The sequence below is a fragment of the Pseudomonas sp. TH32 genome (genome assembly GCF_016650855.1).
GTDB lineage: Bacteria > Pseudomonadota > Gammaproteobacteria > Pseudomonadales > Pseudomonadaceae > Aquipseudomonas.
The window spans coordinates 5,197,840-5,217,540 of record NZ_JAEKFA010000002.1; the positions used below are offsets into that span (position 1 = coordinate 5,197,840).

A 19,701-nucleotide genomic window follows, 5' to 3' on the forward strand; every position below is an offset into this window, starting at 1 on the left:
CCCCAGGGATGCCGCCGCCAAGGCGGCATTTTTTGACCAGAGGGTGACGATTCATTCACAGACGACAGGCTATATTCAGTCGAGCCGTGCAACCATGCCCGGCATTGATATGCTTTTTTCTCATCGTCTACCTGAAACGGATGCCTTCAACGCCATGAGCCAACTGCCCTTTCTGCCGTTTTCCAAGCCCACCATTGATGAAGCCACCATCTCGGCGGTGGGCGACGTATTGCGCTCCGGCTGGATCACCAGCGGGCCGAAAGTGCAGGCGTTCGAAGCGCAGCTGTCGGAATACTTTGGCGGGCGCCCGGTACGCACCTTCAACTCGGGCACCTGCACCATGGAGATCGCCTTGCGCATCGCCGGCATCGGGCCCGGGGATGAAGTCATCACCACCCCGATCTCGTGGGTCGCCACTGCCAACGTGATTCTGGAGGTCGGTGCCACGCCTGTGTTCGCCGATATCGACCCGGTCACCCGCAATATCGACCTGGCCCAGGTAGAAGCGGCAATCACCCCGCGCACCAAGGCGATCATCCCGGTGTATCTGGCCGGCCTTCCCGTGGACATGCCGCTGCTCTACGCACTGGCCAACAAGTACAACCTGCGCATTGTCGAAGATGCTGCCCAGGCCCTGGGCTCCAGCTGGGATGGCGAACGTATTGGCTCTACGGGCGATTTCGTGTCATTCAGCTTCCAGGCGAACAAGAACATCACGTCGTCCGAAGGCGGCTGCCTGGTGTTGAACACCCCTGAAGAAGCACGCCTGGCCGAGAAATATCGCCTGCAAGGCGTTACCCGCACCGGCTTCGACGGCCTGGACGTGGACGTGCTCGGCGGCAAGTTCAACATGACCGACATTGCAGCGGCCATCGGCCTGGGTCAGTTTGCCCATATCGAGAAGATCACCGCCCACCGCCAGGCACTGGCGCGGCACTATTTCGAGTGTTTCGGCAGTGATTTTGAAGCGCAGTACGGTGCGCAATTGCCACCGGCCGATTTCGAAAACAGCAACTGGCACCTGTTCCAGCTGGTACTGCCGGAGCGCCAGGACGGTTTGCCGGCCCGTGCCACATTCATGGAGCAGATGCAGGCCCATGGCGTCGGCATTGGCTATCACTACCCGCCGATCCACCTGCTGAGCTTGTACAAGGCGCAGGGATTCAAGGAAGGCATGTTCCCGGTAGCGGAAAAAGTGGGGCGTTTGATTGTGTCGCTGCCGATGTTCACGGCGATGACGAAAGCGGACGTAGAGCGTTCGGTAGCGGCGGTAAAAGCGGTGTTGAAGCGCTGACAAAACCTTTGCGGGAGCCGGTTGCCGGCTCCCGCAGCGGGATCACTCGCCGATGGCAGCCTTGTAACCGGCAGCGTCCAGCAGTTTTTCCAGGTCAGCCGGGTTGCTTGGCTTGAGCTTGAAGATCCAGGCGCCGTAAGGGTCGGAGTTCAACAGCTCTGGCTCACCGCTCAAGGCGTCGTTCACCGCGATCACTTCGCCAGCAATCGGCGAGTAGATATCCGAAGCGGCCTTCACCGATTCAACCACGCCGGCCTGGTCAGCCGCCTTGAACACGTTGCCGACTTCGGTCAACTCAACGAACACCACATCCCCCAATGCTTCCTGGGCATGGTCCGAGATCCCGACGGTCACGGTGCCGTCAGCTTCCAGACGGGCCCATTCGTGACTTTCGGCAAAACGCAGGTCGGCAGGGATATCGCTCATAGTCTGTGTCCTCAAGAAAAAATGTCAGCGGCCATTGGCCCGCCGGAAAAGTTAAATCAATGTTTTGCCATGGCGCACGAACGTCGGCTTGACCACCCGAACCGGGTACCACTTGCCGCGGATTTCCACCTCGGCCCGGTCAGCAGTCGCCGACGGCACACGTGCCAGGGCAATGGATTTGCTTAGCGTAGGAGAGAAACTACCACTGGTGATCTCTCCTTCGCCAACATTGGCGATACGAACCACCTGATGTGCGCGTAAAACCCCACGTTCCTCCAGCACCAGGCCGACCAACTTGGACTTCACACCTGCTGCTTTTTCGGCTTCCAGGGCGGCACGGCCGATGAAATCACGCCCGGCCGGCTCCCAGGCGATGCTCCAGGCCATGTTGGCCGCCAAGGGCGATACGTCCTGGTGAATATCCTGACCGTAGAGGTTCATGCCGGCCTCAAGGCGCAGCGTGTCGCGGGCGCCGAGGCCGATGGGGGAAATGCCTGCGCCGACCAGATCGTTGAAAAACGCCGGGGCCTGCTCGGCCGGCAGGACAATTTCCAGGCCGTCTTCACCGGTATAACCGGTGCGCGCAATAAACCAGTCGCCATCGGCCAGGCCTTCAAAGGGCTTGAGCTGGTGGATCAAGGTGGCGCGAGACTGAGTCACCAGCTCAGCGATCTTCTGCCGGGCGTGGGGGCCCTGAATGGCAAGCATGGCCAACTCGGGACGCTCGTGAAGCCGGGCCTGATAGCTGCCGAGCCGGGCCTGCATCCAGGCCATGTCCTGGTCACGGGTAGCGGCGTTGACCACCAGCCGGTAACCACTCTCGGTACGGTAGACAATCATGTCATCCACCACGCCGCCTTGCTCGTTGAGCATGGCGCTGTACAACGCACGGCCGCAGCCGTGCAATCGGTCAACATCATTGGCCAGCAAATGCTGGAGCCATTCCTTGGCCTGGGGGCCTGTGATATCGATCACGGTCATATGGGATACATCAAACACCCCGCAATCGCGTCGCACCTGATGGTGTTCCTCAACCTGCGAGCCGTAATGCAAAGGCATATCCCAACCGCCAAAATCGACCATTTTCGCGCCAAGGGCGAGATGCAGGTCATACAGAGGCGTGCGCTGTCCCATGGGTTTCTCCTTCCGGGCGTGGCGAAGGTGCGGACGGTTGCCGTTCGGGCTACAAACCTTGAAATAAAAGGCCTGTAGCCGCGTTCAGCGACCCGATCTGGAAGATCGACCGCACCGAATGCCGCGCATTGTAGCCTCAAGGCGTAGGACTGGCACCTAGCCGATTTGTCTCGCCGAACGTCGGATCAGCCCGATGACCGGTAACAGGCCCACCAACACCAGGGTCAGGGCCGGCAGAGAAGCCCGCGCCCACTCGCCTTCGCTGGTCATCTCGAAAATCCGGACCGCCAGCGTGTCCCAGCCGAACGGGCGCATCAGCAAGGTGGCCGGCATTTCCTTGAGCACATCGACAAACACCAGCAACGCCGCACTCAGGGTGCCCGGCAGCAAGAGTGGCAGATACACTTTGCAAAACAGTCGCGGCCCGCTGACCCCCAGGCTGCGGGCAGCTTCGGGCAAGGACGGACGGATTCGCGCCAGGCTGTTTTCCAGCGGCCCATAGGCCACCGCAATGAAACGCACCAGATACGCCAGCAAGAGCGCCGACAGGCTACCCAATAACAGCGGTTTGCCGGCGCCACCCAGCCAGCCTGAGACCGGGATCACCAGTTCGCGATCCAGGTAGCTGAACGCCAACATGATCGACACCGCCAGCACCGAGCCCGGCAGCGCGTAACCCACGTTGGCCAGGCTGATGCCGGAGCGGATGGCCCGCGTGGGTGCCAGGCGATGGGCGAACGCCAGCACCAGGGCCACGCTGACGGTGATCAGGGCCGCCATCCCCCCCAGGTACAGGGTATGGACGATCAGACCGGCGTAGCGCTCGTCCAGGTCGAAGCGGCCGCGCTGCCAGAACCAGGCCACCAGTTGCAGCATCGGAATCACGAACGCGCAGGCAAACACCAAGCCGCACCAACCGCTGGCCGCCACCGCCTTGACCCCGCGCAGGTGGTACAGCGCCTTGCCGCGAGGCCGCTCATTGCTCGGCCGGCTGGCGCCCCGGGCACGGCGTTCGCCGTACAGCACCAACATCACCACCAGCAACAAGAGGCTGGCCAACTGCGCCGCACTGGAAAGGCTGAAAAAGCCGTACCAGGTCTTGTAGATGGCGGTGGTAAAGGTGTCGAAGTTGAACACCGAGACCGCGCCGAAATCCGCCAGGGTTTCCATCAGCGCCAGGGCTACGCCCGCACCGATGGCGGGGCGCGCCATGGGCAACGCTACGCGCCAGAATGCCTGCCATGGCGACTGGCCCAATACCCGCGCCGCTTCCATCAGGCCTTTGCCCTGGGCCAGGAAGGCCGTGCGCGCCAGCAGATAAACGTAGGGGTAGAACACCAGCACCAGCACGATGATCACGCCGCTGGTTGATCGCACGCGTGGCAGGCGCAAGCCCATGCCGAACACGTCGCGCAACAGGGTTTGTACCGGGCCGGAGAAGTCCAGCAGGCCGACGAACACGAAGGCCAGGACGTAGGCGGGAATCGCGAAAGGCAGCATCAAGGCCCAGTCCAGCCAACGCCGACCGGGGAATTCGCAGAGGCTGGTCAGCCACGCCAGGCTGACGCCCAGCAGCGTGACGCCCACACCGACACCCAGCACCAGGGTCAGGGTGTTACCCAACAGGCGCGGCATCTGGGTTTCCCAAAGATGGGACCAGATCTGTTGGTCGATGGTCTGCCACGACAGCAACAGGACGCTCAGCGGCAACAGCACCAGGGCGGCGACGGTGAAGACCGGCAGGTACCAGCGGCGTTGGGCGGGATGGGCCAAAAGGATCGGATCTCTGGGAATAATATCTTGAACTCGCCACAACACAGTGTGGGAGCCGGGCTTGTCGAACCGTCGCACCGCCGCGATGCAGGCACCACGGTGTGTCAGTCACACCGTGGTGATGCTATCGCAGGCAAGCCAGCTTCCACACTGTCTTGCGGTGTCTTGAAGAGTCTACTTAGTTCCAGCCAGCCCGATCCATCAAGCGAATGGCCTCAGCCTGACGTTTGCCCGCCACTTCCACCGGCAATGTATCGGCCACAAACTTGCCCCAGGTCGCGACTTCCGCCGACGGCGGCACCGCCGGGTTGGCCGGGAATTCCTGGTTCACGTCCGCAAAGATCTTCTGCGCTTCCGGCGTGGTCATCCACTCCACCAGCGCCTTGGCGGCCTCCGGATGTGGCGCATGTTTGGTCAGGCCGATGCCCGACAGGTTGACGTGCACCCCACGGTCGCCCTGGTTCGGCCAGAACAGCTTCACCGCCAGGTCCGGCTTCTGCTTGTGCAGGCGGCCGTAGTAGTAGGTATTGACGATACCGACGTCGCACTGCCCGGCATTGATCGCCTCCAGCACGGCGATGTCATCGGAGAACACGTCGGTGGACAGGTTGTTGACCCAGCCCTTGACGATCTCCTCGGTCTTGGCCGCGCCGTGGGTTTCGATCAGGGTGGCGGTCAGCGACTGGTTGTAGACCTTCTTCGCGGTACGCAGGCACAAGCGGCCTTCCCACTGCTTGTCGGCCAGGGCTTCGTAGGTGGTCAGGTCGCCCGGCTTCACGCGATCAGTGGAGTAGGCGATGGTGCGCGCGCGCAGGCTCAAGCCGGTCCAGGCATGGGCCGAAGAGCGATATTGAAGGGGAATATTCTTGTCGATCACCGCGGAGGTGAACGGTTGCAGGATGCCCATCTGCTCGGCTTGCCACAGGTTGCCGGCGTCGACGGTGAGCAGCAGGTCGGCGGTGGCGTTTTCACCTTCGGCCTTGATGCGCTGCATCAGCGGCGCTTCCTTGTCGGTGATGAACTTGATCTGCACGCCGGTCTTCTTGGTGTAGGCGTCGAACACCGGCTTGATCAGTTCGTCGATACGCGAGGAGTAGACCACGACTTCGTCGGCCGCCTGCACGGTGGTGCTGCCGATAAGGGTGAGTGCCAGGGCAGTCAGGAGGCGCTTGGGTGCCAACATGGGTGCGGTCTCTCATTTGCAAAAAGAGGGCAAATGATAAGGACTCACATTTGGTAGCGCTCGGCGGAGGCGTTACCAGATGTTGCACTGCCCCCTCAGGCCTTGGCCAGCTCCGGCAAATCCCCGGTCAAACCCAATGCCTGGCGCACGAACAGCGCCTTGGCCTCGGGCATCTGCTCGACCACCTTCAACCCGGCATTACGCAACCAGCGCAACGGCAGTTGATCGGCCTGGAACAACCGTTCAAAACCTTCCATCGCAGCCATCAGCGCCAGGTTGTGCGGCATGCGCCGACGCTCGTAACGGCTGAGCACCTTCACCTCCGCCAGGCGCTCGCCGCGTTCGTTGGCGGCCAACAGCACCTCGGCCAGCACCGCCGCGTCGAGGAAACCCAGGTTCACGCCCTGCCCCGCCAGCGGATGAATGACGTGGGCCGCATCGCCAATCAACGCCAGGCCCTCGGCCACGTAACGCTTGGCATGACGCTGACGCAACGGCACGCACAGCCGTGGATCGGCGCTTAACACCGTGCCCAGGCGGCCTTCGAAGGCCAGCTCCAGCTCACGGCAGAAGCTTTCGTCGTCCAGCGCCATCAAACGCTCGGACTCACTCGGGGTGGTCGACCAGACGATCGAACACCAATCCTCCTGCCCGTCCCGCACCAGCGGCAAGAAGGCCAGCGGGCCGTTATCGGTAAAACGCTGCCAGGCCGTGCGCTGATGCGCCTGGCTGCTGCGCACGCTGGTGACGATGGCGTTGTGCAGATAATCCCACTCTCGGGTGGCGGTGCCCGTGAGGCGGCGCACCGCCGAGTTGGCACCGTCTGCTGCGACCACCAGCGGCGCGCGCAAGGTGCGGCCGTCGGCCAGGGTCAGCAGCCAGTCATCACCGGAGCGACGCATCTGCTCCAGGCGCGCATTGGCCAGCAGGCCGAGGTCGCAGTCATGCAGGCGATCGAGCAAGGCATCCTGGACCACACGGTTTTCGACGATATGCCCCAGCACCTCGGCATGCACGCTGGCCGCCGAGAAGTGGATCTGCCCGGTGCCGCTGCCGTCCCACACCTGCATCTCGCCGTACGGGCTGGCGCGTCGCTCGACGATCCCGTCCCACACGCCAAGGCGCTCGAGGATGCGCTGGCTGGCCGCCGACAAGGCGCTCACCCGCGGCTCGAACGCGGCTTGCGGGTCGAATGGCTTGACGCTCAGCGGGCTGCCATCGAGCAGCAGCACCTGCAGGCCACTGCCCTGCAACGCCAGCGCCAGGGCGCTTCCGACCATTCCGGCCCCGACAATCAGCACATCTGCGCGCATGTCCATGCTTTAAGCCTGTCTCGATTGCGGCTTGCGCCGCACGTAAAGGGTTTTATCGACCCGCGCCACCAGGGTGCCGGAGCCGTCATGAATCTGCACCTTGAGCTGCGGCAGGTATTTGTCGCCGCTGGCGGTGTGCTGGCGAATCTCGTCCAGCAAGGCATCGTCGATGGAGAATTCGGCATACACCGGGCCCTTGCCCGGCGAGATGAAATCGATGCTCGCGGCCTTGTCCCAGACAATATAGTCGCGCCCCAGATTCTCCATCAGCAACAGCATGTAGAACGGGTCGACCATCGAATACAGGCTGCCGCCAAACTGCGTGCCCACGTAATTACGGTTGTACCAGCCCAGGCCCATGCGCACCTTGGCGTGACGGAAATCAGCGCTGAGGTGCTGCACCCTAACCCCGGCACCGAGGTACGGCGGGTACAGGGTCAGGAACCAGCGCAGCAGTCGCGCCTTGCCCAGGCGTTGGGTCAGCCACTCACGCATCGGGGCGGGTGCCCAGGCCCATGGCCTGGCGGGCGAACCAGCGTTTGGCCGGCGGCAGCAAGTCCAGGCCCAGCAAGCCCATGTTGCGGCCCAGCGCCACCAACGGCTGGGCACTGCCAAACAATCGGGTCACCTGATCCGAGAAACCAACCGTGAGTTTCTGGTCCATGCGCTGGCGCTCACGGTACGCCTGCAGTGTCGCCAGGTCGCCCGGTACTGCCGGCCCGGCCAACAAGGCCTCGGCCAGGGCGTAGGCATCGCGCAGGGACAGGTTGAAGCCCTGGCCGGCAATCGGGTGCAGGCTGTGGGCGGCATTGCCGAGCACGGCCAGATGGGAGCGCACTTGCTCTTCCGCCTCCACGAGGGTCAACGGGTACAAGTGACGTGCACCGACCTGTTTCAGGGTGCCCAGGCGGTAGCCGAACACGCCCTGCAACTCACTGAGGAAGCTGCGCTCGTCCAGCTCGGCCAGACGCTGGGCGTCCATGCCGATGCGGGTCCACACCAGCGCGCAACGGTTGTCCGGCAACGGCAGCAAGGCCATCGGCCCTTCGTCGGTGAAACGCTCGAAGGCCTCGCCGTTGTGGGCTTCGCTCGGGGTGATGTTGGCGATCAGCGCGCTCTGGTTGTACGGGCGTTTTTTAACGCCGATACCCAGCTGTTCGCGCAGGCCGGAACGGCCGCCATCGGCCAGCACCGCAAGGTCGCACTCCAGCTCGGTTTCGTCATTCAGGGTCAGGCGGTAGCCATCGGCAAGCGGCTCCATGCGGGTGACTTCCGCCGGGCAGCGCCAGCTGACCACCTCCTTGTCCAGGCCTTGCCACAGGCATTGGCCGAGCCAGGCGTTTTCCACCACGTAGCCGAGGGCGGGCACGCCTTCTTCCATCGCCGACAGGCGCGCAGTGGAGAAGCGGCCACGGTCCGACACATGAATCTGCTTGATCGGCTCGGCGCGGCGGGAAATCTCCTGCCACACGCCCAACCGTTGATAAATCTGCCGAGCGCCGAAGGACAGCGCCGAAGAGCGCGCGTCATAACTCGGCTGGTAACTGTCGCCGGGGGCGAACGGCTCGATCAGCACGATCTTCCAGCCACGGGCCTTGGCCCCCGCCTGCAACGCCAAGGCGAGGCTGGCTCCCACCAGGCCGCCGCCGATAATCGCCAGGTTGACCCGGCTCATCGGGCGCTTGCCATCAATGCTTCGATCTCGGCAACGGACTTGGGCACGCCACCGGTCAGAATTTCACAGCCTTGCTTGGTCACCACCACGTCGTCCTCGATGCGTACGCCAATGCCACGCCATTTCTTCGCCACGTTCTGGTTGTCGGGCGAAATGTAAATCCCCGGCTCAACGGTCAGCGCCATGCCGACTTCCAGCACTCGCCACTCGCCGCCCACTTTGTATTCGCCCACATCGTGCACATCCATCCCCAGCCAGTGGCCGGCGCGGTGCATGTAGAAGGCTTTATAGGCTTCGCTGGCGATCAACTCGTCGACGTCACCCTGCAACAATCCCAGCTGGACCAGCCCGGCGGTGATCACTTGCACCGTCGCCTCATGGGCCTGGTTCCAATGCTTGTTCGGGGCGATTTCGGCAAAGGCGGCTTCCTGGGAAGCCAGCACGATTTCGTAAATCGCCTTCTGCTCGGCGGAGAACTTGCCGCTCACCGGCCAGGTGCGGGTGATGTCGCTGGCATAGCAGTCGATCTCACAACCGGCATCGATCAACACCAGGTCGCCGTCCCTGAGCACCGCGTCATTCTGCTGGTAATGCAGGATGCAGCTGTTGCGCCCGGAGGCGACGATGGAGCCATAGGCCGGCATCTTCGCCCCGCCCTTGCGAAACTCGTAGTCAAGCTCCGCTTCCAGGCTGAACTCATACAAACCCGCGCGACTGGCCTGCATCGCCCGCACATGGGCCGCGCAGGAAATCCGTGCGGCCTCGCGCATCACCTTCACTTCTGCCGCCGATTTATACAGGCGCATGTCGTGAAGCAGATGATCCAGGGCAACAAATTCGTTCGGTGGCTGGGCGCCGAGGTGCGCTTTAGAGCGGATCACGTTGATCCACTCCATCAGGTGCCGGTCGAACTCGGCGTTGCTGCCCATGGCCGAGTACACCCGGTCGCGACCTTCGATCAGGCCGGGCAGGATGTCGTCGATATCGGTGATCGGAAACGCGTCGTCGGCGCCAAACTCGCGGATCGCGCCTTCGGTGCCGGCCCGCAGGCCGTCCCACAGTTCGCGCTCGGCATTGCGTTCGCGACAAAACAGCACGTACTCGCCGTGCTGGCGGCCGGGCATCAGCACGATCACCGCTTCCGGTTCCGGGAAGCCGCTCAGGTACTGAAAGTCGCTGTCCTGACGGTAGACGTGCTCGACGTCACGGTTGCGGATAGCAACCGCGGCTGCCGGCAGGATGGCGATGCTGTTGGGTTCCATCTGCGCCATGAGCGCCTTGCGGCGCCGGGTGTATTCCGCTTTGGGGATATGGATCATGGGCAGATGGGCTTCCTTTCTTAGTGCAGCGACGGCTTGGGTGCAGCGGGCTCAGCCGATTTACGGGTCTCGGTGAACAGCAGCAGCGGCGCAACGCGCAGGTATTCCATGACTTCCATGTAGTCGCTTTCGCCGTCTTCGGACTCTTCCAGGGCGTCTTGCACCTGGGAGATGGCGGCCAGGTCTTGCAGCACTTCCTGGGCATCGGTGCTCAGGTCGAGGCCGCCGGCGTTCACGCCAAAGCCGTGGAGGAAACCTTGGCACCATTGGCCCAGTGCCGCAGCGCGCTCGGTGAGCGGTGCGTCATCGGTAGGCAGCAGCAACACAACGGTGACGTCATCACCGGTCAGCTCGCCTTTGACCATCTCTTGAAGGCCGATAAGGGCGTTGCGCACGTTTTCGGTAGGCTCGGTTTCCAGCAGCTCGGCGACGTCGGCCAGCCAGTTGTCGGCATCAAAGCCGACACCGGTGCAACTGCGGCCCAGCAGCACGCCGTGCAGCTCGGCAGGCGAGCAAGGATGACCGCTGGAGCTCAGCAGTTTGGAAAAAGCATCGTACGGGGAGTTCTGAATGGGCATGGTGAGCTAGGCGCCAGACGGCGCAATGTCTAGAATGAAGCGCTGTATCCTAGCATCGGCAGACGTACCAAGACTATCGAGGGCGTCAGATCGTTTATCCAGCAGTTGCCATTCATCAGACAAATCCAGTGGAACCCAATGGAAGACACCGACCTGCAAGCGCTGATGGCCAGACTCGAGCTGCTAATTAACCGGGTCGAGCAACTTAAGAGCCAAAACGGACTCCTATTAGCTCAGGAAAAGACCTGGCGCGAGGAACGCGCTCACCTCATTGAAAAAAACGAAATCGCCCGGCGTAAGGTCGAATCGATGATTTCGCGCCTGAAGGCCCTGGAGCAAGACTCATGAGTTCAAGCAATAGCGTCACCGTGCAGATTCTCGACAAAGAATATTCGATCATCTGCCCACAGGAAGAACGCAGCAATCTGGTGAGCGCTGCCCGCTACCTGGACGGCAAGATGCGTGAAATCCGCAGCAGCGGCAAAGTCATCGGCGCCGATCGCATCGCCGTGATGGCCGCGCTGAACATTACCCACGATTTACTGCATAAGCAGGAACGGCCTGACGTGCAGGCCAGCGGCTCGACGCGTGAGCAGGTACGCGACCTGCTGGAGCGGGTCGATCTGGTACTTTCTACCGATCCAGAGCCACCCAAGGGCTGATTGCGGCGTCGGTTTCGGGTATACTCGCCCCACTCCCTGGCGTGCTTGCCAGTCGGCGATGTCCCTGAGCCGATTCGCACTACCCTGGAAGTTACACGTTGGGCTGGTGTGCATGTCCGCTAGACGGAAAGCCTTAAAGCCTACTGTTTCTTCCACCTTGAACTTTCGGGTTCAAGGGCTAAGTCGACAGCGGTTCTGTCGGGGAGCCTGATTCCCAAATCCAATGCCAGTCTCAGGACTGGCATTGTTTTATGAGCCGAAAACCATGACCGAACCTGCGCCGCTTTCCCGCCCGCAACTTCGACGCATGCTGCGCAAAGCCCGCCGCGCCCTCACGCCCAGCGAGCAACGCCAGGCCGCCCTTGGCCTGTATCGGCAACTGGCACAGCACCCGCTGTTTCGCCGGGCCAAACACATATCCTTATACCTGCCGACGGACGGCGAAATCGATCCGCGCCTGCTGCTGCGCGCTGCACAGCGCCGGGGCAAGGCGACGTACCTGCCGGTGCTCAGCGCGTGGCCGCGAACCAAGATGGTGTTCCAGCGGGTGCGCCCTGGCGAGAAGCTGAGCCCCAACCGTTTTCGCATCCTTGAGCCACAGGTGAATGTCAGCCGTCAACGCAAGGTCTGGGCGCTGGACCTGGTGCTGCTGCCTTTGGTGGGCTTCGATGATGTGGGTGGGCGACTGGGCATGGGCGGCGGCTTTTATGACCGCAGCCTGGCCTACATGGCCCGCCGCAAATCCTGGCGCAAGCCGACGCTGTTGGGCCTGGCTCATGAATGTCAGAAGGTCGAACGATTGGCGCAGGCAAGCTGGGATGTACCGCTTGAGGGCACAGTCACCGATAAGGATTGGTATAGGGCAGGGACGCTACTGGAATCAGCAGCGCCTTAAAGACGGGTCAGCGCTTGAACGGTTGCGGCTGTTGCTGTGCGAGTTCAATCGGTGCGTCAGTCTTGTTCGACCACAAGCTCTGCGCATAGCCGGTGGTCACAACGCCCAGGCCGAACAAAATAACCAAAATCCATAGTAAATCCGGTTTGCGTTTCATCGATTGCCCCCCTTCAGGCATCTTGCACACGATGACAGCAACGTTCCATTAGTAGTCCGTGCCAGCTGCGTCAAGCTCAAAACCCCGGCATTCTGCGGTAACGTGAACCAACACGCAAACCTTGACGCCAACCGACCGTCGGTTTGTCATAAAATTGCAGGACAACTTTCCCAATCGCCTTTTGAGGAGCAAAAACATGGCCTATTGGCTGATGAAATCCGAGCCCGATGAACTGTCGATCACCGGCCTGGAAAAGCTCGGAGAGGCCCGGTGGGATGGGGTTCGCAACTATCAGGCACGCAACTTCCTGAGGGCGATGGCAGTGGGTGACCACTTCTTTTTCTACCATTCCAGTTGCCCGGAACCGGGGATTGCCGGCATCGGCAAAATCGTCGAGGCGGCCTACCCGGACCCCACCGCACTGGAGGCTGACAGCCATTATTTCGACGCCAGGGCGACACCCGAAAAGAACCCGTGGAGCGCAATCAATGTCGCCCACGTCGAGACGTTCCCGAAGGTCCTGGGGCTGGGTTATCTGAAACAGCAAACCGCCCTCGCCGACTTGCACCTGGTACAAAAAGGCAGCCGCCTTTCGGTGATGCCCGTCACCGCCGAGCAGTGGGCCGCGGTGCTCGGCCTGCGCTAAAAGGCAGAACCCTGCGGTCACGCCCATGGCGCATGCATCTGCGCGTCAACCGGGTTAGGCTGGCGCTTCATTTGACCCGCATCAAGGGCCTTCGGGCAGGATCGGTCAAACTAGGACGCTAACGCCGCAGGATGCACCCATGTCGACGAACCACCGCACCTCCCATCTTTTCGCCATTCCATTGATTGTCTTGCTGCTGGCTGCCGGCGGCTTCGGCTATTGGCAATCCACCCAGGACCGCCTGCCCGAGGGCTTGAGCATGGGCAATGGCCGGCTGGAATCGACTGAAGTGCAGATCGCCACCAAGATCCCCGGGCGCCTGGCCGAAGTGCGGGTGGACGAAGGCGACAAGGTGCTCAAGGGCCAGTTGCTGGCGCGCATGGACACCCGCACCCTGGAAGCCCAGCGCGCCCAGGCTGAAGCCGAAGTGCTGCGGGCCAGGGAGAATTTCGCGGCCGCCGAAGCCAATGTGCAACTGCGCCAGAGCGAGCAACTGCTGGCCAGCCAGGAACTCAAGCGCACCCAGGAACTGTACAAGCGCGGTTTCGCCAGCGGCCAACTGATCGACCAACAGCAGGCGCGGCAAAACACCGGCAACGCCGCCGTGGTCGCCGCCCAAGCTCAGGTCAATTCGGTAAAAGCCGCCATCGGCGCCGCCCAGGCCCAGGTCGCGCAACTCACCAGCGAAATCGAAGACAGCAGCCTGCGGGCGCCCATCGACGGCATCATCCAGCTACGCCTGGCCGAACCCGGCGAAGTGCTCGGCGCCGGTGGCCGCGTGCTGCTGCTGATCGACCCCAACGACCAATACATGAACCTCTACCTGCCCGCCTCGGTGACCGGTCGCCTGACCGTCGGCAGTGAGGCGCGCATCCTCCTCGACGCCCTGCCGAAGCAGCCGCTGCCGGCGAAAATCAGCTTTGTCGCGGCCAAATCGCAGTTCACCCCCAAGGAAGTGGAAACCCGTGACGAGCGCCAGAAGCTGGTGTTCCGGGTCAAACTGCGCCTGACCCAACCGAGCGCCGTGCCACAAGCCAAACCGGGCATGCCCGGCGCCGGCTATGTGCGCACCGCTGACCTGGACTGGCCGGCCAACCTGCAATGAACGGCCTGGCGCTGCACGCCACGGGGATCAACCATCGCTACGGCAAGCAACAGGCGCTGATCGACATCGCCTTCAGCCTGCCCGCCGGCACCCGCTGCGGGCTGATCGGCCCGGACGGCGCCGGCAAGTCGAGCCTGCTGGGCTTGATCGCCGGGGTCAAAAAGCTTCAACAAGGCGAGCTGGTAGTGCTCGGTGGCTCCATCGAAGACCGCCGTCACCGCAACAGCCTTTACCCGCGAATCGCCTTCATGCCCCAAGGCCTGGGCGGCAACCTGTACCCCGAACTGTCCATCAGCGAAAACATCCGGTTCTTCGCCACGCTGTTTGGCCTGTCGAAAGCCGACTGCGACCAGCGCATGCACAACCTGCTGCTGGCCACCGACCTCGCGCGCTTCGCAGACCGCCCTGCCGGCAAACTCTCCGGCGGCATGAAACAGAAACTCGGCCTGTGCTGCGCATTGATCCACGACCCTGATTTGTTGATCCTCGACGAACCCACCACCGGCGTCGATCCGCTGTCCCGTCGACGCTTCTGGGAACTGGTAGAAACCGTACGCAGCGAACGCCCACAACTAACGCTGCTGGTGGCCACGGCCTACATGGAAGAAGCCGAGCAGTTCGAACACTGCCTGATGCTCGACCGCGGCAAGCTGATCGCCGACGGCCTGAGCAGCGAACTGGCCACAGCGACGCCCAGCGGCAAACTGGATGAAGCCTTCACCCATTTCCAGGGCGACAGCGCCCACAACAACCAGCCGCTGGTGATCCCGCCACGCCAAGGGGACAACACCGACATCGCCATCGAAGCCCACGACCTGACCCTGCGCTTCGGCGATTTCACGGCGGTGAACAAGGTCAGCTTTGCCATTGGCCGGGGCGAGATCTTTGGTTTCCTCGGCTCCAACGGCTGCGGCAAGACCACCACCATGAAAGTCCTCACCGGCCTGATGCCGGCCACCGAGGGCACTGCCACGCTACTGGGCAACCCGGTAAACGCCAAGGACCTGGCCACCCGCAAGCGCGTGGGCTTCATGTCGCAAAGCTTCTCGCTGTATGGCGAACTCAGCGTGCGCCAGAACCTGGTGCTTCACGCACAGTTGTTCGACCTGCCCAAAGCCGAGAGCGGCCAGCGCATCGACGAGTTGATCGAGCGTTTTGACCTGGGTGACGTCGCCGAGCAGCCTTCCGGCGAGTTGCCCCTGGGCCTGCGCCAGCGCTTGTCCCTGGCGGTGGCGGTGCTGCACCGCCCGGAAGTGCTGATCCTCGATGAGCCGACCTCGGGCGTCGACCCGGCCGCCCGGGATGATTTCTGGCGGTTGCTGATCGAGCTGTCCCGGGAACAGGGCGTGACCATCTTCCTGTCCACCCACTTCATGAACGAGGCCCAGCGCTGCGACCGCATCTCGCTGATGCACGCGGGCAAGGTGCTGGCCTGCGACACGCCGGATGCGCTGCAACAGCAGTTCCACGGTGAGACCCTGGAGGCGGCGTTTGTCACCTGCCTGGAGCAAGCCCAAGGCGCACCTGAAGCCGCAGCCGCCTCCACCGAAACCGTCAGCGAACCCATGGCCCCGCCCGTCAGCAAACGCGGATTCAGCGGCGCCCGCCTGTTGGCCGTCGCCAGCCGCGAAGGCAAGGAACTGCTGCGGGACAAGGTGCGCATGGCCTTCGCCCTGCTGGGTGCGATTTTCATGATGGTGATCTTCGGCTACGGCATTTCCCTGGACGTGGAAAAGCTCGCTTTCGCCGTCTACGACCAGGACCAGACGCCGCAAAGCCGCGCCTACCTGGAGGCCTTCCGCAGCTCGCGCTACTTCGCCGAACAGCCGCCGATCACCGACGCCAGCGAACTGCACAAACGCCTGCAACGCTCGGAAATCAAACTGGCGCTGGAGATTCCGCCGGGGTTCGGCCGTGACCTCTACGCTGGCCGCCAACCCGCCGTGGCCGCCTGGCTCGACGGTGGCATGCCGTTCCGTGCGGAAACCAGCCGCAACTATGTAGAAGCGGTGCACCAAGCCAATCTCCAGCAACTGGCCGAACTGAACAGCACACCGCTGAACCCGCAAGCCGCCGCCAAACTGGAAACCCGCTTTCGCTACAACCAGGACGTGGTCAGCGTGAACGCCATCGGCCCCGGCGTGATGGCCCTGATCCTCGCGTTTATCCCGGCGATGCTCACGGCCCTGGGAATCGTGCGGGAGAAGGAACTGGGCTCGATCACCAACTTCTACGCCACACCGCTCACCCGCCTGGAATTCCTGCTGGGCAAGCAGGCGCCGTACCTGGCCGTGAGCCTGATCAACCTGGGGCTGCTGGTGGCGATGAACCGCTGGCTGTTCGGCGTGCCGTTCAAGGGCAGCGGCGTGACCCTGGCCTTTGGCGGCCTGCTGTACGTGCTGGCCACCACCAGCATGGGCCTGTTGATTTCCGCGTTCACCCGCACCCAGATCGCAGCGATCCTCGGCACCATGATCATCACCAGCCTGCCGACCATCCAGTTCTCCGGGCTGATCGTACCGCGCTCGTCCCTGGAAGGCGCCGCCGCGTTGATGGGCATGCTGTTCCCGGCGGGGTACTTCCTCGATATTGCGGTGGGCACCTTTACCAAGGCCCTGGACCTGCGCCAGTTATGGCCGCAGTGCCTGGCGCTGTTCGGGTTTTTCCTGGGGTTCACCGGGCTTAGCCTGATCATGCTCAAGAAGCAGGAGGCCTGATGCACACGTTCGCCCATATCCTGCGCCTTGGCATCAAGGAACTGACCAGCCTGCGCCATGACAGCGTGTTGCTGCTGTTCCTGTTCTACGCGTTTACCGTCGCCATCTATATGCCCGCGGCCGGCTCGGTGATCGGCGTGCACAACGCCAGCGTGGCCTTTGTGGATGAAGACCACAGCGCGCTGTCCCGCCAACTGGCCGAAGCGCTGCAACCGCCGGAGTTCCAGCCAGCGGTACCGCTGCCCTATGACCAACTGGACAACGTGATGGACAGCGGCCAGTACACCTTTGTAATCAACGTGCCGGCGAATTTCCAGGCCGACCTGTTGGCCGGGCGCCAGCCGGGGGTGCAGGTCAACGTCGACGCCACGGCCATGAGCCAGGCGTTCATGGGCGCCGGGTACATCGGGCGGATTTTCCAGCGTGAGTTGCTGACCTATGGCAACCAGGCTGATGCCGCCCAAAAGGCCCCGGCGCTGCTGACCACCCGGGCACTGTTCAATACCAACCTGGAAGGCGGCTGGTTTTTGGCGGTGATTCAGATCGTCAACAACATCACCATCCTCGCCATCGTGCTGACCGGTACCGCACTGCTGCGTGAACGCGAACACGGCACCCTCGACCATTTGCTGGTGCTGCCCCTGACGGCGCTGGAAATCATGCTGGCGAAAATCTGGAGCAACATGCTGGTGGTGGTGCTGTGCACCTGGCTGTCGCTGGAAGTGGTGGTGAAAGGTTTGCTCGGCGTGCCGCTGGCCGGGTCGCTGACCTTGTTTTTGCTGGTCACCGCGCTGTACCTGTTTGCCAGTACCGCCCTGGGTATCTTCCTCGCCACCCTCGCCCGCTCGACGCCGCAGTTCGGCCTGCTGGCGATCCCGGTGATTATCCCGATGCTGTTGTTGTCTGGCGGCAGCACACCGCTGGACAGCATGCCGCAGTGGTTGCAATGGGTGATGCAGGGCTCGCCGTCGACGCACTTTGTGAGCCTGAGCGCGGCGATTCTGTTCAGGGATGCGGGGGTGAGCGTGGTGTGGCCGGACTTGCTGGCACTGGCGGCGATTGGGTTGCTGTTTTTTGCGGTGGCGTTGGCGCGGTTCAGGAAGAGCCTTGCCTCTTGAGAGCGATGCGCTTTCGTGGCGAGGGAGCTTGCTCCCGCTGGACCGGGCTGGCGCTCCAGTGCGAAGCGCTCCCTGGATTTTGGGGCCGCTGCGCAGCCCAGCGGGAGCAAGCTCCCTCGCCACAGGGGCGCCCTTTTACCAGACGTCAATTGCGTGGGATTACTGGATGATCAGGTTGTTGAACAACAAATCCTCAACCTGCGGTTTGCCGGTCTCGTCGTTCATCACTTGCTGGGTTTGCTTCAGGGCTTCCTGACGCAGTTTTTCCTTGCCGTCGACGCTGCTCATGGTGTCGTTGGTTTGCTGGGTAAACAGGGCCACCAGCTGGTTGCGAATCAACGCATCGTTGGCTTTGACGGCAGCAGCCGCCTCGGGGCCGGTCACGCGCAGGGCGATATCCGCCTTGAATACCCGCAGCTTCGCGGTGCCATCCAGGCCGTAATTGCCGACGAACGGCGGGCTCAGGCTGATATAGCTGACCTTCGGCGCGTCGCCTTCTTTGGCTTCTTCGGCCAGGACTGCCGTCGGCAGTGTCAGGGCCAGCATCAACAGGATCCACGCTTTCACAGTTCATTCCTCAATTCGGTTGCCCAGTAGCATAACGCTAGCAGCCCTGAGCACAAGCTTATGGCGACTTATCAGGCCGGGGCATGCTCGTTGACCCGTCGCCCTGCCCACCTACACTTATCGGCCAACACGCCAAAAGGAATAGTCCGATGAAAGCTGTGCTGTGCAAAGCCTTCGGCCCCGCCGAAAACCTGGTGCTGGAAGACGTCGAAAGCCCGGCGATCAAGAAGAACGAAATCCTGTTGGACGTGCATGCCGCCGGGGTCAATTTCCCGGACACCCTGATCATCGAGGGCAAGTACCAGTTCAAGCCGCCGTTCCCGTTTTCACCGGGCGGTGAGGCGGCGGGCGTGATCAGCGAGATCGGCGAAAAGGTCAGCCACCTGAAAGTCGGCGACCGGGTGATGGCGCTGACCGGCTGGGGCAGCTTCGCCGAGCAGGTCGCCGTGCCGGGCTACAACGTGCTGCCGATCCCGCCGAGCATGGACTTCAAAACCGCCGCCGCCTTCAGCATGACCTACGGCACCTCGATGCACGCCCTCAAGCAGCGCGCCAACCTGCAACCCGGGGAAACCCTGCTGGTGCTCGGTGCTTCCGGCGGCGTCGGCCTGGCCGCGGTGGAAATCGGCAAGGCCATGGGCGCCCGGGTGATCGCCGCAGCCAGCAGCGCCGACAAGCTGGCGGTGGCCAAGGCCGCCGGTGCCGATGAGTTGATCAACTACAGCGAAGCCAGCCTCAAGGACGAGATCAAACGCCTCACCGGCGGCAACGGTGTGGATGTGATCTACGACCCGGTAGGCGGCGACCTGTTTGACCAGGCCGTCCGCAGCATCGCCTGGAATGGCCGGCTGCTGGTGGTGGGTTTTGCCAGCGGGCGCATTCCCGAGCTGCCGGTCAACCTGGCGCTGCTCAAGGGAGCGGCGGTGGTCGGGGTGTTCTGGGGCTCGTTTGCCCAGCGCCAGCCGCAGGACAACGCGGCCAACTTCCAGCAACTGTTCGGCTGGTTTGCCGAGGGCAAGCTCAAGCCGCTGGTGTCTCAGGTGTACCCGCTGGAGCAGGCCGCGCAGGCGATCAATGACCTGGGCCAGCGCAAGGCTGTCGGCAAGATCGTGGTGCAGCTACGCTGACGATTGTTTCAT

Annotated in this window: 20 protein-coding genes and 1 other RNA gene; 10 read left to right on the plus strand and 11 right to left on the minus strand. The window is 62.8% G+C overall.

What is annotated here, in order from left to right; translation table 11 throughout:
* Window positions 1-154: 154 nt before the first annotated feature.
* Window positions 155-1,294, plus strand: coding sequence for a DegT/DnrJ/EryC1/StrS family aminotransferase (locus JFV30_RS27610; RefSeq protein ID WP_010167886.1), 1,140 nt, complete (start codon window positions 155-157; stop codon window positions 1,292-1,294).
* A gap of 42 nt (window positions 1,295-1,336) precedes the next feature.
* Here the strand turns inward: JFV30_RS27610 and gcvH are convergent, their stop codons facing one another.
* The 9 genes from gcvH to JFV30_RS27655 form a co-directional block, all read right to left on the minus strand.
* Window positions 1,337-1,720: a glycine cleavage system protein GcvH gene (gene gcvH / locus JFV30_RS27615; protein ID WP_010167888.1), complete on the minus strand. Its 384-nt coding sequence runs from the start codon at window positions 1,718-1,720 to the stop codon at window positions 1,337-1,339.
* A gap of 51 nt (window positions 1,721-1,771) precedes the next feature.
* The gene (gene gcvT / locus JFV30_RS27620) at window positions 1,772-2,854 is read right to left on the minus strand and encodes a glycine cleavage system aminomethyltransferase GcvT (protein WP_010167890.1); all 1,083 of its coding nucleotides are present in this window, start codon (window positions 2,852-2,854) and stop codon (window positions 1,772-1,774) included.
* 156 nt (window positions 2,855-3,010) lie between these two features.
* Entirely contained in the window at window positions 3,011-4,627 is a 1,617-nt protein-coding gene (locus JFV30_RS27625) for an ABC transporter permease (RefSeq protein ID WP_201125651.1), read from the minus strand.
* Between the two features lie 178 nt (window positions 4,628-4,805).
* On the minus strand, window positions 4,806-5,810 hold the full coding sequence (locus JFV30_RS27630; protein ID WP_169386881.1) for an extracellular solute-binding protein: 1,005 nt from the start codon (window positions 5,808-5,810) through the stop codon (window positions 4,806-4,808).
* Window positions 5,811-5,905: 95 nt separating this feature from the next.
* Entirely contained in the window at window positions 5,906-7,123 is a 1,218-nt protein-coding gene (locus tag JFV30_RS27635) for a 2-octaprenyl-3-methyl-6-methoxy-1,4-benzoquinol hydroxylase (protein ID WP_169389273.1), read from the minus strand.
* A gap of 9 nt (window positions 7,124-7,132) precedes the next feature.
* Window positions 7,133-7,618 (minus strand): DUF4442 domain-containing protein, encoded by a 486-nt coding sequence (locus JFV30_RS27640; RefSeq protein WP_010167898.1) that lies wholly within the window; start codon window positions 7,616-7,618, stop codon window positions 7,133-7,135.
* Complete coding sequence (gene ubiH / locus JFV30_RS27645; protein ID WP_201125652.1) at window positions 7,611-8,798, minus strand: 2-octaprenyl-6-methoxyphenyl hydroxylase; 1,188 nt, start codon at window positions 8,796-8,798, stop codon at window positions 7,611-7,613. The genes JFV30_RS27640 and ubiH overlap by 8 nt, the downstream gene beginning before the upstream one ends.
* Window positions 8,795-10,117, minus strand: coding sequence for a Xaa-Pro aminopeptidase (gene pepP / locus JFV30_RS27650; RefSeq protein WP_201125653.1), 1,323 nt, complete (start codon window positions 10,115-10,117; stop codon window positions 8,795-8,797). The genes ubiH and pepP overlap by 4 nt, the downstream gene beginning before the upstream one ends.
* Before the next feature lie 20 nt (window positions 10,118-10,137).
* Entirely contained in the window at window positions 10,138-10,695 is a 558-nt protein-coding gene (locus tag JFV30_RS27655; protein WP_003213952.1) for a YecA/YgfB family protein, read from the minus strand.
* Window positions 10,696-10,833: 138 nt separating this feature from the next.
* Here JFV30_RS27655 and JFV30_RS27660 point away from each other — a divergent pair, with 138 nt between their 5' ends.
* The 4 genes from JFV30_RS27660 (at window position 10,834) to JFV30_RS27675 (ending at window position 12,252) form a co-directional block, all read left to right on the plus strand.
* On the plus strand, window positions 10,834-11,043 hold the full coding sequence (locus tag JFV30_RS27660; protein WP_003213954.1) for a TIGR02449 family protein: 210 nt from the start codon (window positions 10,834-10,836) through the stop codon (window positions 11,041-11,043).
* Window positions 11,040-11,357, plus strand: coding sequence for a cell division protein ZapA (locus tag JFV30_RS27665; protein WP_003213956.1), 318 nt, complete (start codon window positions 11,040-11,042; stop codon window positions 11,355-11,357). Before JFV30_RS27660 ends, JFV30_RS27665 begins: the two co-directional genes overlap by 4 nt.
* 30 nt (window positions 11,358-11,387) lie before the next feature.
* Window positions 11,388-11,566: non-coding RNA, 6S RNA (gene ssrS, locus JFV30_RS27670), on the plus strand.
* A 56-nt stretch (window positions 11,567-11,622) separates the two neighbouring features.
* Complete coding sequence (locus JFV30_RS27675) at window positions 11,623-12,252, plus strand: 5-formyltetrahydrofolate cyclo-ligase (protein ID WP_201125654.1); 630 nt, start codon at window positions 11,623-11,625, stop codon at window positions 12,250-12,252.
* A gap of 7 nt (window positions 12,253-12,259) precedes the next feature.
* Here JFV30_RS27675 and JFV30_RS27680 read toward each other — a convergent pair whose 3' ends face one another.
* Window positions 12,260-12,409, minus strand: a complete 150-nt coding sequence (locus tag JFV30_RS27680; RefSeq protein WP_003213959.1) for a hypothetical protein — start codon at window positions 12,407-12,409, stop codon at window positions 12,260-12,262.
* Window positions 12,410-12,605: 196 nt separating this feature from the next.
* Here JFV30_RS27680 and JFV30_RS27685 point away from each other — a divergent pair, with 196 nt between their 5' ends.
* The 4 genes from JFV30_RS27685 to JFV30_RS27700 all read left to right on the plus strand — a co-directional run bounded on the left by JFV30_RS27685 (window position 12,606) and on the right by JFV30_RS27700 (window position 17,995).
* Entirely contained in the window at window positions 12,606-13,055 is a 450-nt protein-coding gene (locus JFV30_RS27685; protein ID WP_201125655.1) for an EVE domain-containing protein, read from the plus strand.
* A gap of 139 nt (window positions 13,056-13,194) precedes the next feature.
* Complete coding sequence (locus JFV30_RS27690; RefSeq protein ID WP_010167926.1) at window positions 13,195-14,160, plus strand: HlyD family secretion protein; 966 nt, start codon at window positions 13,195-13,197, stop codon at window positions 14,158-14,160.
* A complete protein-coding gene (rbbA, locus tag JFV30_RS27695) occupies window positions 14,157-16,877 on the plus strand; it encodes a ribosome-associated ATPase/putative transporter RbbA (RefSeq protein ID WP_201125656.1) in 2,721 nt (906 codons plus the stop codon). The genes JFV30_RS27690 and rbbA overlap by 4 nt, the downstream gene beginning before the upstream one ends.
* Complete coding sequence (locus tag JFV30_RS27700; protein WP_010167928.1) at window positions 16,877-17,995, plus strand: ABC transporter permease; 1,119 nt, start codon at window positions 16,877-16,879, stop codon at window positions 17,993-17,995. Before rbbA ends, JFV30_RS27700 begins: the two co-directional genes overlap by 1 nt.
* Before the next feature lie 159 nt (window positions 17,996-18,154).
* On the opposite strand, the gene JFV30_RS27705 is transcribed toward JFV30_RS27700, so the two are convergent.
* Window positions 18,155-18,562: a flagellar basal body-associated protein FliL gene (locus tag JFV30_RS27705; RefSeq protein WP_201125657.1), complete on the minus strand. Its 408-nt coding sequence runs from the start codon at window positions 18,560-18,562 to the stop codon at window positions 18,155-18,157.
* A gap of 149 nt (window positions 18,563-18,711) precedes the next feature.
* Between JFV30_RS27705 and JFV30_RS27710 the strand changes: the two genes are divergently transcribed.
* Window positions 18,712-19,689: an NADPH:quinone oxidoreductase family protein gene (locus JFV30_RS27710; protein WP_201125658.1), complete on the plus strand. Its 978-nt coding sequence runs from the start codon at window positions 18,712-18,714 to the stop codon at window positions 19,687-19,689.
* Window positions 19,690-19,701 lie beyond the last annotated feature (12 nt).

Coding starts and splice junctions, on each gene's coding strand:
- JFV30_RS27680 (WP_003213959.1), bottom strand. CDS start 12,409: ATGAAACGCAAACCGGATTTACTATGGATTTTGGTTATTTTGTTCGGC.
- JFV30_RS27700 (WP_010167928.1), top strand. CDS start 16,877: ATGCACACGTTCGCCCATATCCTGCGCCTTGGCATCAAGGAACTGACC.
- JFV30_RS27660 (WP_003213954.1), top strand. CDS start 10,834: ATGGAAGACACCGACCTGCAAGCGCTGATGGCCAGACTCGAGCTGCTA.
- JFV30_RS27655 (WP_003213952.1), bottom strand. CDS start 10,695: ATGCCCATTCAGAACTCCCCGTACGATGCTTTTTCCAAACTGCTGAGC.
- gcvH (WP_010167888.1), bottom strand. CDS start 1,720: ATGAGCGATATCCCTGCCGACCTGCGTTTTGCCGAAAGTCACGAATGG.
- JFV30_RS27710 (WP_201125658.1), top strand. CDS start 18,712: ATGAAAGCTGTGCTGTGCAAAGCCTTCGGCCCCGCCGAAAACCTGGTG.
- ubiH (WP_201125652.1), bottom strand. CDS start 8,798: ATGAGCCGGGTCAACCTGGCGATTATCGGCGGCGGCCTGGTGGGAGCC.
- rbbA (WP_201125656.1), top strand. CDS start 14,157: ATGAACGGCCTGGCGCTGCACGCCACGGGGATCAACCATCGCTACGGC.
- JFV30_RS27690 (WP_010167926.1), top strand. CDS start 13,195: ATGTCGACGAACCACCGCACCTCCCATCTTTTCGCCATTCCATTGATT.
- JFV30_RS27665 (WP_003213956.1), top strand. CDS start 11,040: ATGAGTTCAAGCAATAGCGTCACCGTGCAGATTCTCGACAAAGAATAT.
- JFV30_RS27635 (WP_169389273.1), bottom strand. CDS start 7,123: ATGCGCGCAGATGTGCTGATTGTCGGGGCCGGAATGGTCGGAAGCGCC.
- JFV30_RS27640 (WP_010167898.1), bottom strand. CDS start 7,618: ATGCGTGAGTGGCTGACCCAACGCCTGGGCAAGGCGCGACTGCTGCGC.
- JFV30_RS27685 (WP_201125655.1), top strand. CDS start 12,606: ATGGCCTATTGGCTGATGAAATCCGAGCCCGATGAACTGTCGATCACC.
- gcvT (WP_010167890.1), bottom strand. CDS start 2,854: ATGGGACAGCGCACGCCTCTGTATGACCTGCATCTCGCCCTTGGCGCG.
- pepP (WP_201125653.1), bottom strand. CDS start 10,117: ATGATCCATATCCCCAAAGCGGAATACACCCGGCGCCGCAAGGCGCTC.
- JFV30_RS27630 (WP_169386881.1), bottom strand. CDS start 5,810: ATGTTGGCACCCAAGCGCCTCCTGACTGCCCTGGCACTCACCCTTATC.
- JFV30_RS27610 (WP_010167886.1), top strand. CDS start 155: ATGAGCCAACTGCCCTTTCTGCCGTTTTCCAAGCCCACCATTGATGAA.
- JFV30_RS27675 (WP_201125654.1), top strand. CDS start 11,623: ATGACCGAACCTGCGCCGCTTTCCCGCCCGCAACTTCGACGCATGCTG.